Below are 13,868 nucleotides of genomic sequence, written 5' to 3' on the forward strand. Positions count from 1 at the left end.
TCTGAACCTTGAAAAAGGCCACAGTCGATGAGCACCGCTTGGCCTGAATCTCTTAGTTCGTGACAAGATCCGGTGACAGTATGTTTTCCTCCATGGTGAATCACTTCCATCGTTTACTCCCATTGCTCTTTAAAGCCATTAACGCCTGTTTTTATTTTGCGGATAAGCGCCGGCATGTAAAACAAGAACAATGAGAGTTGCGATCGTTGAGTGTCTTTTAAAGTAATTGAGCGATGACTTAGTGTATTCGTTGCGAGTTAGCTCTTGTTCCTTCTGTGACTATCTTGTTAGCGCGTAGAAGAACGGTCTGAATCCAGCTCTGGACTTTGTTGAGCCTCTATACGAGCCACTTCGTCATCAAGCTCTGCTATTTTTTCTGCCATGATTGCGTGACAGCGATTGGCCAGTTCTCTAGCGTCGCTGATCTTGTATCCAGACACATCGATAGGTTCAAGCATCTCGGTGATCACAACGCCATTATTAACTCGGTTGAGGTCAATCTTATTGTGTGTGGTGCTGGTACACATCGGGGTGATAGGCACGCCAGCTTCAATCGCCATTCGAAAAGCGCCCGTTTTGAATGGCAGTAGTCCACGCCCTTTACTGCGCGTTCCTTCAGGGTAAACCCAAACAGACAGATTTCGCTGATGAATGGCTTCTGCCACTTGCTTGATCGTATCGCGTGCTTTGGATTTATCTTCGCGGTTAATCATGATGTTACCGGTGATCCAATACAGCAGACCAAAGAAAGGTACATACAACAAATCGCGCTTGCCTAAAGAAACGGTACGAGGCCTTAGCATCCCAGGGTCAGTCACAAAGTCTAATATGCTTTGGTGGTTAGAGATGTAGACGCTTTTTTCTGATGTCGGCGCATTGTCTAGGCCGCGCTGCACCAGTTGTATACCGACGATCTTTTGTAGTTGGTTGAACCAACGGCAGAAAACGTACACATGCTTGGGGTTCTTGGGACTAAACAAGCAGTAAACAAAAGCACAGAGGGTGGTGAAAATAATAAACACCGTAGCCAAAATAATACGAAGAACAGCAAGCACAATTCACTCCTTACTCACCGCAAGATGGCAGTGATTAAATAGTTTTAGATGCTTGAAGTTTTCACTCTATTTAACCGAATTGCAACAATTAACTGTGATAGGGGGCTATTTTTAGATCTTTATATAAAACAAGGACTAACAATGGGTGTTTGACACAGTTATCGAGCTTACACGTGTTCACCAGTAATGGCTGATGATCACCAATACTGTTTATTTGGGTCCGATTTTTCTACCCATTCAGGATCTTGACGCGACTCTAAATAGAGTTGTAGGCCGTTATAAGATATGAAAGCCGCAGGGCCACCAAGATGCTCGAAATAGTCAAAATAATCATCCTCGAGCGCGCAAAGGTGAGCTAAATCTTTAACGTTATTAATCATTGCCCATTGAATGGCAAATACAGGCGCTATTGAGCCAGAGATACTCACTTCTTCGACATTCGGGTTGAACAGTGAGTTGGCTTGTTCAAGCAGTATCTCTTCTTGTTCAGACTCTTGCTGTAACACCTCTTCGACGATCTCTGAGCGTTTGGTATTAGAGACATTCTTGTTTAGCTTGGCGATTCGTAGTGCGTAGTTAAAACGGTCTGTTGAAACTATGTCGACAAGTTGCGATAGCAGCTCTTTGTCTACGCCCGCAGCCTTAGTGAAATAATCGATACATGAATTGATTGAAGCATAGCGAGTACCGTCGAATTCAAAGCCACTGGTTTCGTCGTAGACCTCTATTACAATGTCATCAACCGACAAAGGCCAACCTTTATAGTCGATTCGCTGTTTGGCTATTTGATACATCTTCCAAGCACTGCGCCCAAACCCGCCAAGTGTCGATCCCGAGAAATCTGAATCAATAAGCTCTTGCTCCGTCCAGTTCTCACCGATGCCTAGGTGCTTTGCGTACTTATCGATGAGTGCGTGTTTTATCTGATCGCGCACAGCCCAAATTGAGGTTAGATCCTTTGCATACCTAACACTCGCGCACTCCTTGCAAGCAGGCAGTGCAATCGGTGAATAGTCTATCTTGGCAATAGCCTGAGCAATCTTAGGGAATTCAACAACATCATTGGAAGGTTCACCACAAAACCAACAGGTGTGGCGCAGGTTAAATGGGATGTCTATATACGAATATGTGGTCATTAGTCTTTATCGGCTGGGTGTTTGAGGTTGGTTTAATTATCAAAACAATTATCCCTGTTCGCGCGTCAGCTTGCACCTTGTTTGTTTTTGTTTTGCTGACGAAACTGATTCGTGATGTGACTCGCCTGATGAGCTCATTAGGTGGATATTGATATAAAACAGTCACTAACGATAAATATTGATTGGTGTGGCTGAACTTACATGAGCTGCTAGCAATCGCCTTAGCTCCCCATTACTATTGAGATAGACTCCTTACCCCAATAGCGCATATGTCCTCATCGATTCCTTTTTACGATAAAAATGCTCACACACTTTGTGAACAGTACAACTCAGTGACGTTCGAGACGGTGCATAAAAGCTGGCAAGCTTATTGGCCTTTAGAGGGCGATAAAGTACTAGATGTTGGTGCAGGAAGTGGTCGTGATGCGCTATGGATGCACAAAGCCGGAGCTGATGTTATTGCGATAGAACCAAGTGCTTTATTACGCGAACAAGGCTCTAAATATACAAGCCCAAGTGTTACCTGGATTGATGATTCACTTCCCTCGCTTAGCCGCACTGAAAACCTCGGAATGCGTTTTGACTTGATATTGGTGAGCGCAGTATGGATGCACTTAGCCTCGTCTCATCGAGAGCGTGCATTTAGAAAGTTGTCTAACTTGCTGGCTCCAAATGGCAAGTTGGTGATCACTCTGCGTCATGGGGAGTTTCAAGACAGTCGACAAGGTTATGAAGTCTCGATTGAAGAGCTCGAGCGTTTATCAAAAAACAGCGCCTTGTTGGTTCGTCATGTTGATGATAGCCAAGATACATTGAACCGCAGTGAAGTGTGGTGGCAAACCGTGGTGATGACATTGCCAGACGATGGCTCCGGTGATTTGAACAAGGTGCGCCACATTATTGTGAATGACAACAAGTCGGCCACATACAAGTTGGCTTTGTTGAGAACGTTACTGCGAATTGCGGATGCTCATTCAGGCGCTGTGATTGATCGAACTGATGGGAAAATTTCTCTACCAGTGGGCTTGGTCGCTCTGTATTGGGTAAGGCAGTTTAAGCGTTTGATTGATATCGACATAGAAGGCGTCGGGATTCAGCAAAATAGCAACACAATGAAAGGACTTGGGTTTGTAAAAGAGGATGGGTGGAATAAACTCAAACACTTAAGTGCTGATGATCTAGCGATAGGCGCTATGTTTCTCGGCGATGAAGCTAAGGCTCTACAAAAGCTATTTTCACAAACGATCAGCACCATTAAATCAGGACCTGTGACTTTCATTTATCAAGGCTCGAAAGACAACCGACTATTCGATATATACCCACCTCACAAACGACGGAAGAGCCGAGAATCATTGGTCATTGATAGTGAGTTCTTAGAAAGCTTTGGTTATTTCACTCTCGATGAAAGCTTATGGGAGTGCTTTAGAATCTACCACTCTTGGATTGAACCACTGGTGGTAAATCAATGGGTCATGGAGATGCAGCGTTTCGAGTTGAACCGACAGCGAAGTATCTCACTACAGACTTATCACGACTGCTTGGTATGGATCGATCAAAACCATGATACTCGCGATGTGCGTAAACGTGTCGAGCAACTTAGATCTGATCGTGCCGACATTGTTAGCGTATGGAGTGGAAAATCATTAAAAAATGAGTATCACGTTGATCACTGTTTGCCTTTCGCTTACTGGCCAAACAACGATAAGTGGAACCTCTTTCCTACTACAAGCAAAGAGAACTTAAGTAAAAGTGACAAAGTTCCTACGGCTGAAAAGCTACGCTCGTCTAAGTCGCGGATTCTAGAGTGGTGGCAACTCGCTTGGAACGATTCGGCTCATTTTGAACAACAATTCTTTTCAGAAGCCGCTCTTTCGTTACCTAACATCCCTGCGAAATGTCGAGACTTTGAAGAGGTGTTCGATGCAATGGGCTTGCAGGTACGTGGTGTAAAAAGCAGACTGCTGATTAGTGAGTGGCACTGAGCATTAAGTGGACTAGTTATCCCAAATAACCCTCAACAAAATAATCATCGAGAACATAATGAAATACATCGGAATTGATGGCTGCAAGGCGGGTTGGATCGTTTGGATTGTCTCTGGCAATGAGATACCTACGTTTAAAGTGGTAAACACCCTCGATGAGTTGGTTGATGATCTTACGGGAGCAACAACGTTAATCGATATGCCGATTGGTTTTAGCGATTCACAGACTCCGGATAGATTATGCGATAAAGCAGCAAGGCGCTTTCTCACCAGTAAGCGTGGCTCTTCCGTTTTTCCTGTTCCGTGCCGAGAGGCGGTTTACCAAACCGATTACATTGCGGGATGTAATGCCAATGTGGAGCAGCTTGATAAGAAGTTTTCTAAGCAGACTTGGGGAATTGTGCCCAAGATCCGCGAGCTTGATGAGCTCATTGAATCTCATCCCAATCTTTCTATCAGGGAGTCACATCCTGAGGTGGTGTTTGCAGCTTTGAAAGGCGAACCGCTGACCTTTTCAAAACGAACGCAAGAAGGTAAAGAGGAACGGCTTTCTATTATTCAGCAACTCGCCTCTCAATGGTGTGTCGGCTTGGCGTTGGCCATTTCAAACACCAAGCGTAAAGACGTCGCGATAGACGATATTTACGATGCGTTCGTACTTATGTTGGTTGCCTATTACGCTCCGCAATTATCAAGCTTACCTGAGCCTTCTGATGTTGGTGGAGAAGCGGATGTCGACCAGAACGGACGAGTTAGAGAGATTGTTTATTGGAACAAAACGCGCTAACAAAGCGTGCGCTCAACTTGGCTTAATATGCTATTTTCTAACTTATGCTATTTTCCAACTCTGCTACTTTTCACTCTTAATATTTTTGAGTCTTTGATATGAAACGTTTTATTGTCGGCTGGCTGGCCACTGTGCTCAGTGTTGCGAGTTATGCCCAAGTTGCCCCTATATCTCAATGGCAATGCGACATGATGAAAAAGAACAATGTCTTGAGTAGTGGTGCGCCTGTTGGTTGTGAGCGACTATCTAAGGTGGATTTCGATTTCATTAATTTCAAAGGGGAAATGCAACAGGGCAATATGATCGTGCTTGATGTTATTGCGCCTGCTGTTGAACAAATATTTTCAGAGCTTAAACAGCGCAGTTTTCCTCTTCATTCTGCTCGCTTAATGCGTGAATTCAGAGGTGACGATAACGCCTCAATGGACGCGAACAACAGCAGTGCTTTTAACGCTCGTCCTATTACAGGCGGAGGAGGTTGGTCGAAGCATGCTTATGGTGTGGCGATAGACATCAACCCAGTTCAAAACCCTTTCTTAGAGTTTGATAGCAACGGAAGAATCACGGTAAAGCCTTCACAATCTGCGACTCGCTATGTGAACCGTACTCGTTTTCGCGCGCGTGATGAAATAGAACGTAGTGGCATGGCAGAAGATGTGGTGGAGCTTTTCGCCCATCACGGATTTATGATCTGGGGAGGGGATTGGAATAGCCCAATCGATACTCAGCATTTTGAGGTCGGCTCAAGAAAATTCGTTAACCAACTGCTTTCTAAACCACAACCTGAAGCTAAGGTGTTATTTGAGCGCTACGTCGAATCTTATCAACAGTGCTATCTCAAAAATAAAGGTGAGGACGCAGAAAAAGCTCGGGCTATCTGTGCAAAGAAAACAGTCGGGACTTTTTAGTGCTATGTTTATCTAGAACCGTTTGTGTTTTAGCAAGTTAAACTCGCTTCAGGTGTGTTTTGAATCGCTAAGGTCAGCGCTCGTCGTTGGCCTTTTTTGTATTCATTTTTTCAATAGAACACCACGTATTGAAAAGGTTATTGGGTATCCATTAGTCAATAATCGATAAGCGAATGCAGCGCAAAGTCATCGGTTTGTCATTGAAAAACTCATAGCGTTAACGTTTTGTGAGAACCATTACTGGTGGGGGAACTCTTTACCGAATCGCCAGTATTATTAGTGAACTGATCACAACGGACCAACTAATGAAAAAGATACCTTTGGCTCTAACTCTTTTAAGCACTCTACTTTTTTCACAATATACTTTGGCTACTGATACTTCACCTACCACTCAAAACCCGACTTACGAACTCGATGGTAAGGCGGTATTAGGCCGTACAGAGAATGTGTACCTCTCTAGTGTTCAAGGGCTTAAAGACGTTCCTTTCATTGGTAAAATTGATACCGGTGCAGAAACCACTTCTATGCATGCGGAAGACATTTATGTGAAGAGCACGAATGCCGACTACAAAAACCTCAAAGACAAAGAGTTGATGGCAGCAATAACCGAAGACCTGTTGAACAATTCCGATGTTGATTACGATGATTGGGATGGCAGTACCTTTGCGAAATATGAGGCTGTGGTCTCTTTCAAGGTTCAAAACCCACGTACGGGTGACATGGTATTAATTAAAGCGCCTTTAGAGCGTGTCAGCATGATACGCAGCCGCACCAGCAGCACGCCTTTGCTTCGTCCTACCGTAAAAATGTCGCTCACCATTGCAGACCAAGAGCTAAAAACCGACGTTAACCTGACCGACAGAAGCCATTTCTCTGCGCCAGTGCTGATTGGTAAAACCTTCCTTGCTGACAACGCTTTAGTGTTTGCGGGCTATGACTACTTGCAAGAGCAGGAAAACGCGACGGTTGTTGGCCGAAAAGAGGTGGTGTCTATCTCGGGAATGGCGATGAACGCGACCTTCTCATTAAAAAATCGCTACAGCATCCTTCATGCAAAAGACATCGATGTAGATAAAAAGAACAGTGAAGTGACGTTTGATATGTTCGACAACGATGGCAAGCAGAAAGAGATGACACTGCCATTAGTTCGTATGTTAAGCGTGAGTGGTAAGAAAAGACCTTTGGTGTATGTGCCGGTTCAACTCGATGAAAACACAACTAAAGACGTTCTGGTGTACCTACGTGAGCGCTCGAATAGTGAGTCGCAGTTGAGATTTGGTACCAGTACAGCCAGTGAACTTTTCATGATTGACACCAACGCTGAAAATATTCTTTCTGAAGGTTCAGAGAGCTTTAGTGATGTTGCTAAAAAGAGTGAACCTTTGGTTATTTCTCCAGAAGAGGACATCACCCTTGATGACTTCCCACTCAAGGCCGTTGCCTCTTTCACTGTCAACACGCCTCTGTTGAAGGTCGACAGTTTTGAAATGACAGGTAAAGGCAAAGAGGCTTCTGTTGAATTTTATCTTACAGATGTAAATGGTGAGAAGCAGAAGATAACAAAGCCAATTATTAAGAAGCTTAAAGTCGGTGATGATACTCGTCCGGTAGTGAGTGGTGAGTTTGCGGTCTCTGGAAACGTTCGTACGCAAGAGTTTGCCATCGATGTGCTCAATACGAATGAGAAAGAAGCGTACTTTATTTTAGGCAAGAAGATGGCAAAAGACGGTGTGTATGTGAACACTCGCTCTGACTATCTTTTGAAAGCTGAGCCGCTGTTTAAAGTAGGACACATTGAAGTTGTTGAAGTCAACGGCATGAAGTTCCCAGCCAAGTTGGATACTGGCGCGGATGTGAGCTCAATGAACGCAGTCAACATCAAACGATTTAAGAAAGACGGCCAAGACATGGTGAGTTTTACCTATCAAAACAACCAAGGCGATAAGCAAGATTTCACCAAGCCAGTGATTGATGTAATGCGCATCAAAGCCAAGAAAGGCGAGAAGGTGAACATTCGTCCTGTAGTAGAAATGAAGGTTAAGCTCGGAGACCTAGAGAAAGAGGTGAGGGTAAACCTTCAAGATCGCTCTCGCTTTGAATACAGCATGATCTTAGGTAAGAACTTCTTAAAGCACGGCGCAGTAGTCAGTAGCGATGAAGATTACTTACTGGGTGATATGGATTAACACCTAAACTTATCTAAGTTCGTAACAGAACAGCTCTAAACGGCCACACATTTCAGCAATGGGATGTGTGGCTTTTTATTAAGTGTATGATTTGTTTGTTGATGTACTAATGATAAGCCATTGTTAGTACAGAAAGTTGTCATGTTATGGCACGTAGAATAAAGATAAAAAAAGGGCCAACTCTTTCCAAACGTTTGGTGGAGTTGGTGATTTTTGCTAAGTTATTGATTTATTAGGGTTTTATCTTTTTGTTATAATGGTTGTGTATCACAAAACAATACGTTCTGTGTATACACTTTCCTTTAAGATATGCTTTGAAATTTAGCAATAAAAAAAGCACCACTACTGAGCAATGGTGCTTTGATTACACAAGTGTAATTATATCACTGGGTCATTAACGGCCATACCAACTGGAACATTTTGGATAGGAGCTTCGACCAAATACCAATGATGACAAGACTCGTTAGGAGCAACACCAACTGGTTCTTGACGAACAATCATCAGGCCTTTGTTCATGATCTTCTTGTTAATATCATCAACTAAGCTTGGAACGTTACTGCAATCTCGTGCGAGAGAACGTACTTCGTTTGTTTTAATGCCAGGATTCTTAGCTATAGCTGCGAGTACGAGAGCGGTCTTAGCAGGTAAGCCTTGATGCTTACGCCAAAAAAGTGAGTAATCGCGGATAGTAGCGTCAGATAGGTGCGCTAAAGGAAGACCAAGACGAGAAATACTTGGCATTTTAACTGTAGTGTCTTGTAGCGTAGGTGCTACACCCCATGTCTTTTCGTTAAACATAACGAATTACCTCTTAGGTTTCACATTATCGAATGTCGATATAAGAATCACCAAATACCGAACTGCTTTATGTTCATATTCTAGGATTATCAGTCCCTATGAACCAGATACCTTATAGCAACAATCACGAGGCTTGGATATCTATACAGGTATGTTATCGACTAAGTTATTGATTGTCAAACCCTCAAACGCAAAAAGCCCGCCAAAGAGGTTATGGCAGGCTGTTTTGCTTATTTATCGTCGGTTATTCGATAGGCTAACCGACACTTTTGTTTGTCGCCTTTTTAAATGGGGTGATAAGTCCCAGCGACACAATCGTAGGTAAGGGTGATAAGTCCCGACCTTATTACCACTACAATTAAGAATAGTCTGTTCAGACAGACTTGCTTAACCGTAGTGACGGTAATTCTTTATGTAAGGTGTATTATTTGTGAGTCCGATATCCTTTCGGTAACGAGGTAATTATCTCTGTATAATGCGTAGTTTTGTGTACGCTGTTGTTATTCTTAAGCTGTAACGCCCTGTTAAGGTGTGAGCAACGCAGGTCTTAAAATAAACCGTTGCAATACAAACATCATGTTTACTCACTCACAAACCAGAATTGCCAAGCGTTGGGAGTCACTCTTGATTCCTTTGTTATGGCTGACTATAAGTCTGGCTAATCTTCAGGTCAAGCCCCTCAACTTCGGGCGGGCATACTACTCATATTTTCAGTGATGTCAAATAAAATCACGCCCCAAAGTGTCTTTACTGAGCCTGTATGGTGTCACCAGTGACGTTTTTAAGCACTTTCACTCCATGACCTCAAAGCAAGCAAAAAACGCTTGTATCGCGTTACATGGCGTATTACGCCATTTAGAAAAAAATCAAATTATTTTGCTTTTTCTAAATAAAATGTGATTTAGAGCCGCTTTTTATTGCTTCAACTTAAATCAATATGTCTCAATATGCGTCATCAGTGACGTGTGGTTAGTTCGAAATGATAGCAAAAATGCCCGTTAAAACACGGTATACCTAAGTTTTGCAATCAATTACAAAAGTCAACTAATCAACGGATAGCTTATTACGTTAGATTCATGGCAATAACGATAACTATAAGAGGGCAATAAATGAAAGCATTCGAGATTGAGCCAAAGCTAAAACCTGATATGTCGAGGTTCTTAATCCATATGACAGGTAAAGACGCAATCAAAAGCATCTTACAAGGAGGGACGCGCAGGGAAGTCAGGGGAGGTGATGTTTAGTTTATCTCTAAGTCTTGAAACCACTTACTTGCATTGAAACCAATTCCATATCTTGGAACTCTTCCACCTTTGACTAGCAAGCCATCAAATAACCAATGAGCATTTCTACGAGTATCCGTTGCGTACTCAACAAAACCAAAATCAATGAGGTCTTGATGTATAGGTATGTAGCGAGCTGAATTAGAATTTTTAATCTTTTGACCATCAGCTTCATCTGTAATTTCAATACACCAGCGAGACTCTATTCGAGCTACGTTCTTTGGTTGCAGTTGTCCCAGCTCGTTAAGGCGTGCGCCTGTGTAAAGGCATAACAGTGGAAGCCAATAATAGTAGTCGTCCTGTGTCCCTTTGAGCCTTTCAAAGTGAGTGAATGTCTCGCTAGAAAAGAGGGTGGCTAAATCTGTATTTGACCAACGTTTACGTCCCTCAGAGTCCTTTCGTTTGCTGCTTGTTACAACCTTCATCTTGTAGAAGTAGTTTTTTGAGGCGTAGTCACTTTTTACCGCCCAAATTGAAGAACGTACTGCACTTTTCAACAATGCCTTTGACGGTACTGGGGCTTTGTCTTGGTAATTCTAGGTTCGCAATTTCCTGCAATGTCTTTCTCTTACACTCAGAACGATTATTCATATTCGTTGGGATCTGCATTAGTAGATTGCAAAAACACTCTGCTGCTTTCAGATTAATCTTAGAAATATCGTATGATGCACCAAAATAGCGAACTAGTAGTGTTAAGCGACGCTCTAGGTCTTCAAGTCCTTTCTGTTGTAATGACCCTTCATCACGTTTTGATTGTAAGTATTCATCTACAACATTTTTTAGCTTAACCGTTTTGGTTACTGTTGCATGTGAGGGCATGCAACTAGCGCTGCTGGTAGCCTCAATCACTTTGGTCATAGACTCTATCTCGGCACGCGCATCTCCATTATGGTCAACTTCCAATTGTTGTCGTTATGCCGTTGGGATAAGTGATAGTTTGTCTGATTAGTTCTAGAGGGATGTTCTGACCATTATCTGGGTTCATGATTAGGATTCGCTTATTGATGGCGTTGGTTATGCTTTCTTTACTATTAGTTATTAAAGCGATACGAACGTTTTTCAAGACTTCATCGAGAGATTCCATGATCTTTTCAGCCATTAAGATAGCGGTTGAGTGTTTTTTAGTCTTTAGCGATAGGAGAAACTCTTGGCGTATTGGCAAGTGTTTCAAATCTGAAGGGGTTCTGTAGCGGAAGTAGTAAGAATTTCCGCGTTGAGTAACGTATGTGGAGTTGGTCATTGTTTAGCAAAATGTGGAACAACGTCTTTTAGATACAAAAAGGGCGATAACTCAAAGAGTTACCGCCCTTTCCAAACGTTTGGTGGAGCTGGCGGGAGTTGAACCCGCGTCCAAAAATCATTCATCATTGGTACTACATGCTTAGTCGATCTTTAATTTCACCAGCAACCTGCGAACCGACACGCTAGTTAAAGGCTAACCTGAATTGTTATTCGCGCTTTTCCTCTCAGGTGGGAGAATCCGCGCTAGCTAGTTTGGGTTTGATCTCTTATTGGTCCCCGTCTTACGAGCGGAAGCTAGGGTAAGAGAGCTCTGAGCAGGTTATTAAGCTGCTAGTGCGTAGTTTTCGTCGTTTGCGACTATTTTTTTGCGGCTTTTAACGTGGCCAACCGCCCCACGGCATGCACCTCAGACTTCAAAATTCCTGTCGAATCCTAAATCAGCCCCAAGTGTTATTTGCATAGTACCAGAAAAGCTTTGCCTGTCTAGCACTGTGCGTTTAAGTGCTTAAAATTAACGCAAATTACTCTTCATAATTCGTGCTTTATCTCTCGCCCAATCTTTTTCTTTCATATCAGTACGTTTATCGTGCAGCTTTTTACCTTTCGCTACGCCAACTTTAATCTTCGCCCAAGAGCGAGACCAGTAAAGCGCGGTTGCGACAAGTGTCATGCCTTCACGGTTAATACGACCGATAAGGTTGTCGAGTTCTTTTCTCGACATTAGTAGTTTACGGATGCGTGTTGGGTTCGCCACGATATGAGTACTCGCTTGAGTTAGCGGAGTGATCGTCATACCACTGATGAATGCTTCGCCGTCTCGGATGTAGACGTAGCTTTCTGCGATATTGGTTTTGCCTTCACGTAGGGATTTTACTTCCCAGCCTTGTAGCTCAAGCCCCGCTTCTATCTCATCATCGATGAAATATTCGTGGCGAGCTTTCTTATTAAGCGCAATGGTATTGCTACCGGCTTTTGATTTTGATTTATTCTTTGCCATAATGGCCTCATTATACGGATTGCACCCTAGTTGGGGAATCCTTTTTATTTGCGCTCTGGCCCAATACAATTAAAATTGCAGTTTGTGTTAATGTAACGCTGTCTTTAACAGGAGTCTATATGCCAAAGGTTACTCGTTCAGCATTAGTGTCGTTTAGTGCCGACCAGATGTTCAGCTTGGTCAATGATGTTGCTCGTTATCACGAGTTTTTGCCAGGGTGTTCTGGTTCACGTGTGATCGAATCTTCAGATTCAACTATGGTGGCTTCGGTTGATGTCTCTAAAGCTGGTATCAGCAAAACATTTACCACATCGAACCGCTTAGCGGATGGCGCTGAGATCTTGATGGAGCTGGTGGATGGCCCGTTCAAAAAGCTGCAGGGCGGTTGGTATTTTACTCCGCTCGATGAGCAAGCGTGTAAGGTTGAGCTTAAGTTGGAGTTTGAATTCTCTAGTCGAATGATTGAAATGGCATTTGGTAAGGTTTTCAATGAGCTGACGAGCAATATGGTTAGTGCTTTTACTCAACGCGCGAAACAGGTTTACTAAGCCATGACTATTGAATCAGATATGATCCACGTAGAGGTTGTGTTTGCACTTCCGCATGAACAGCGTGTTTTTACCTTGGTAGTGAACAAGAACGCGACCGTTGAAGAGATCATTGCGCAGTCTGGCGTTTTGGAATTGTACCCAGAGATCGACTTAACAAAAAACAAGGTTGGTGTGTTCAGCCGTAACGTTAAGCTAGATGCGACGGTTCGTGATAAAGACCGTATCGAAATCTACCGTGCACTGTTAGCCGATCCAAAAGAGATTCGCCGTAAGCGTGCTGAACAAGCAAAAGCGGCCGCCGCTAAATCGTAATGCCAAACAAATTTAACTAAGAAGAGAGCTCGCTATATTGGCGAGCTTTTTTGTGCCTGTTGGTTAGACAACGCACCTAATTTGTTAGCAGATATTAAAAAGCCTGCTCATGTGAGCAGGCTTTTGCGATTCATACTTTGTCGACTGATAGCTTTATCGGCTAAGAGCTTTGTTGACTGGAAAGCTTTGTTGGTTGAAAGCTAGCGAAGGCTTTCGAAGAACTCATCACTGGCTTCAAAATCACCGTTGATCGTTACTAGAGTGCCTGTGGCATCAAAGTTAACGACTAGGTTTTTCTGAATAGGGTCTTCATGGCCTTTTTGGTGGTGGTAAATGTAGTACCACGTATCTGGGTAGCCGTTTTCGATAAGCATTGGTGAGCCCATAACGTAACGAACTTGTGTTTTTGTCATGCCAAACTTGAGCTGATCGACAGCTTCTTGTTCAACATAGTTACCCTGATTGATGTCAATTCGATAAACCAACTTCTCTAGTAGAGAGCAACCGGTCAACATTGTTAGTGCAAGTGGAACTGCAACTAACCACTTTTTAATTCGCATAGTTTGAGATCTTTCTTCGCTAAAATACTGCCTGATAATAAACAAGCTCCAGCAAGAAGTAAAAAGCTCCT

The 13,868-nt window shown here is 43.1% G+C and carries 14 protein-coding genes, 1 other RNA gene and 1 pseudogene; 6 read left to right on the forward strand and 10 right to left on the reverse strand.

Annotation, left to right across the window (positions count from 1 at the left end):
• The 3 genes and pseudogenes from AACR09_RS00370 to AACR09_RS00380 all read right to left on the reverse strand — a co-directional run.
• A pseudogene (locus tag AACR09_RS00370) lies at positions 1 to 110 on the reverse strand (MBL fold metallo-hydrolase); the annotation flags it as partial.
• Positions 111 to 287: 177 nt separating this feature from the next.
• The gene (locus AACR09_RS00375; protein WP_193835857.1) at positions 288 to 1,055 is read right to left on the reverse strand and encodes a 1-acylglycerol-3-phosphate O-acyltransferase; all 768 of its coding nucleotides are present in this window, start codon (positions 1,053 to 1,055) and stop codon (positions 288 to 290) included.
• A gap of 197 nt (positions 1,056 to 1,252) precedes the next feature.
• Positions 1,253 to 2,191 carry a hypothetical protein gene (locus AACR09_RS00380; RefSeq protein WP_193835858.1) on the reverse strand — a complete coding sequence of 313 codons (939 nt, stop codon included), beginning with the start codon at positions 2,189 to 2,191 and terminating at the stop codon, positions 1,253 to 1,255.
• A gap of 269 nt (positions 2,192 to 2,460) precedes the next feature.
• Here AACR09_RS00380 and AACR09_RS00385 point away from each other — a divergent pair, with 269 nt between their 5' ends.
• The 4 genes from AACR09_RS00385 to AACR09_RS00400 all read left to right on the forward strand — a co-directional run bounded on the left by AACR09_RS00385 (position 2,461) and on the right by AACR09_RS00400 (position 8,054).
• The gene (locus AACR09_RS00385; protein WP_108156190.1) at positions 2,461 to 4,173 is read left to right on the forward strand and encodes a class I SAM-dependent methyltransferase; all 1,713 of its coding nucleotides are present in this window, start codon (positions 2,461 to 2,463) and stop codon (positions 4,171 to 4,173) included.
• Positions 4,174 to 4,231: 58 nt separating this feature from the next.
• Positions 4,232 to 4,960 (forward strand): DUF429 domain-containing protein, encoded by a 729-nt coding sequence (locus tag AACR09_RS00390; RefSeq protein ID WP_193835859.1) that lies wholly within the window; start codon positions 4,232 to 4,234, stop codon positions 4,958 to 4,960.
• A gap of 98 nt (positions 4,961 to 5,058) precedes the next feature.
• Entirely contained in the window at positions 5,059 to 5,868 is an 810-nt protein-coding gene (locus tag AACR09_RS00395) for a M15 family metallopeptidase (RefSeq protein ID WP_193835860.1), read from the forward strand.
• A gap of 305 nt (positions 5,869 to 6,173) precedes the next feature.
• Positions 6,174 to 8,054, forward strand: coding sequence for an ATP-dependent zinc protease family protein (locus AACR09_RS00400; RefSeq protein ID WP_193835861.1), 1,881 nt, complete (start codon positions 6,174 to 6,176; stop codon positions 8,052 to 8,054).
• A 378-nt stretch (positions 8,055 to 8,432) separates the two neighbouring features.
• On the opposite strand, the gene AACR09_RS00405 is transcribed toward AACR09_RS00400, so the two are convergent.
• The 6 genes from AACR09_RS00405 to smpB all read right to left on the reverse strand — a co-directional run bounded on the left by AACR09_RS00405 (position 8,433) and on the right by smpB (position 12,374).
• The gene (locus AACR09_RS00405) at positions 8,433 to 8,852 is read right to left on the reverse strand and encodes a hypothetical protein (RefSeq protein WP_193835862.1); all 420 of its coding nucleotides are present in this window, start codon (positions 8,850 to 8,852) and stop codon (positions 8,433 to 8,435) included.
• A gap of 1,240 nt (positions 8,853 to 10,092) precedes the next feature.
• Positions 10,093 to 10,632, reverse strand: a complete 540-nt coding sequence (locus AACR09_RS00410; protein ID WP_193835863.1) for a hypothetical protein — start codon at positions 10,630 to 10,632, stop codon at positions 10,093 to 10,095.
• On the reverse strand, positions 10,589 to 11,038 hold the full coding sequence (locus tag AACR09_RS00415) for a hypothetical protein (protein ID WP_193835864.1): 450 nt from the start codon (positions 11,036 to 11,038) through the stop codon (positions 10,589 to 10,591). The genes AACR09_RS00410 and AACR09_RS00415 overlap by 44 nt, the downstream gene beginning before the upstream one ends.
• Entirely contained in the window at positions 11,028 to 11,375 is a 348-nt protein-coding gene (locus tag AACR09_RS24600) for a DUF6538 domain-containing protein (protein ID WP_372274306.1), read from the reverse strand. The genes AACR09_RS00415 and AACR09_RS24600 overlap by 11 nt, the downstream gene beginning before the upstream one ends.
• An 80-nt stretch (positions 11,376 to 11,455) precedes the next feature.
• Positions 11,456 to 11,822, reverse strand: a transfer-messenger RNA (tmRNA) gene (gene ssrA, locus AACR09_RS00420).
• A gap of 66 nt (positions 11,823 to 11,888) precedes the next feature.
• Positions 11,889 to 12,374: an SsrA-binding protein SmpB gene (gene smpB / locus AACR09_RS00425; RefSeq protein ID WP_004735156.1), complete on the reverse strand. Its 486-nt coding sequence runs from the start codon at positions 12,372 to 12,374 to the stop codon at positions 11,889 to 11,891.
• Positions 12,375 to 12,493: 119 nt separating this feature from the next.
• On the opposite strand from smpB, the gene AACR09_RS00430 reads away from it, so the two are divergent.
• Together AACR09_RS00430 and AACR09_RS00435 are read left to right on the forward strand one after the other, a co-directional pair.
• Positions 12,494 to 12,922, forward strand: coding sequence for an SRPBCC family protein (locus AACR09_RS00430; RefSeq protein ID WP_004735157.1), 429 nt, complete (start codon positions 12,494 to 12,496; stop codon positions 12,920 to 12,922).
• Between the two features lie 3 nt (positions 12,923 to 12,925).
• Positions 12,926 to 13,237, forward strand: a complete 312-nt coding sequence (locus AACR09_RS00435; RefSeq protein WP_102312307.1) for an RnfH family protein — start codon at positions 12,926 to 12,928, stop codon at positions 13,235 to 13,237.
• Positions 13,238 to 13,437: 200 nt separating this feature from the next.
• Here the strand turns inward: AACR09_RS00435 and bamE are convergent, their stop codons facing one another.
• The gene (gene bamE, locus AACR09_RS00440) at positions 13,438 to 13,797 is read right to left on the reverse strand and encodes an outer membrane protein assembly factor BamE (protein WP_004735159.1); all 360 of its coding nucleotides are present in this window, start codon (positions 13,795 to 13,797) and stop codon (positions 13,438 to 13,440) included.
• Between the last annotated feature and the right edge of the window lie 71 nt (positions 13,798 to 13,868).

The sequence above is a fragment of the Vibrio sp. OPT20 genome, from assembly GCF_963889365.1.
Lineage (GTDB): Bacteria > Pseudomonadota > Gammaproteobacteria > Enterobacterales > Vibrionaceae > Vibrio > Vibrio splendidus.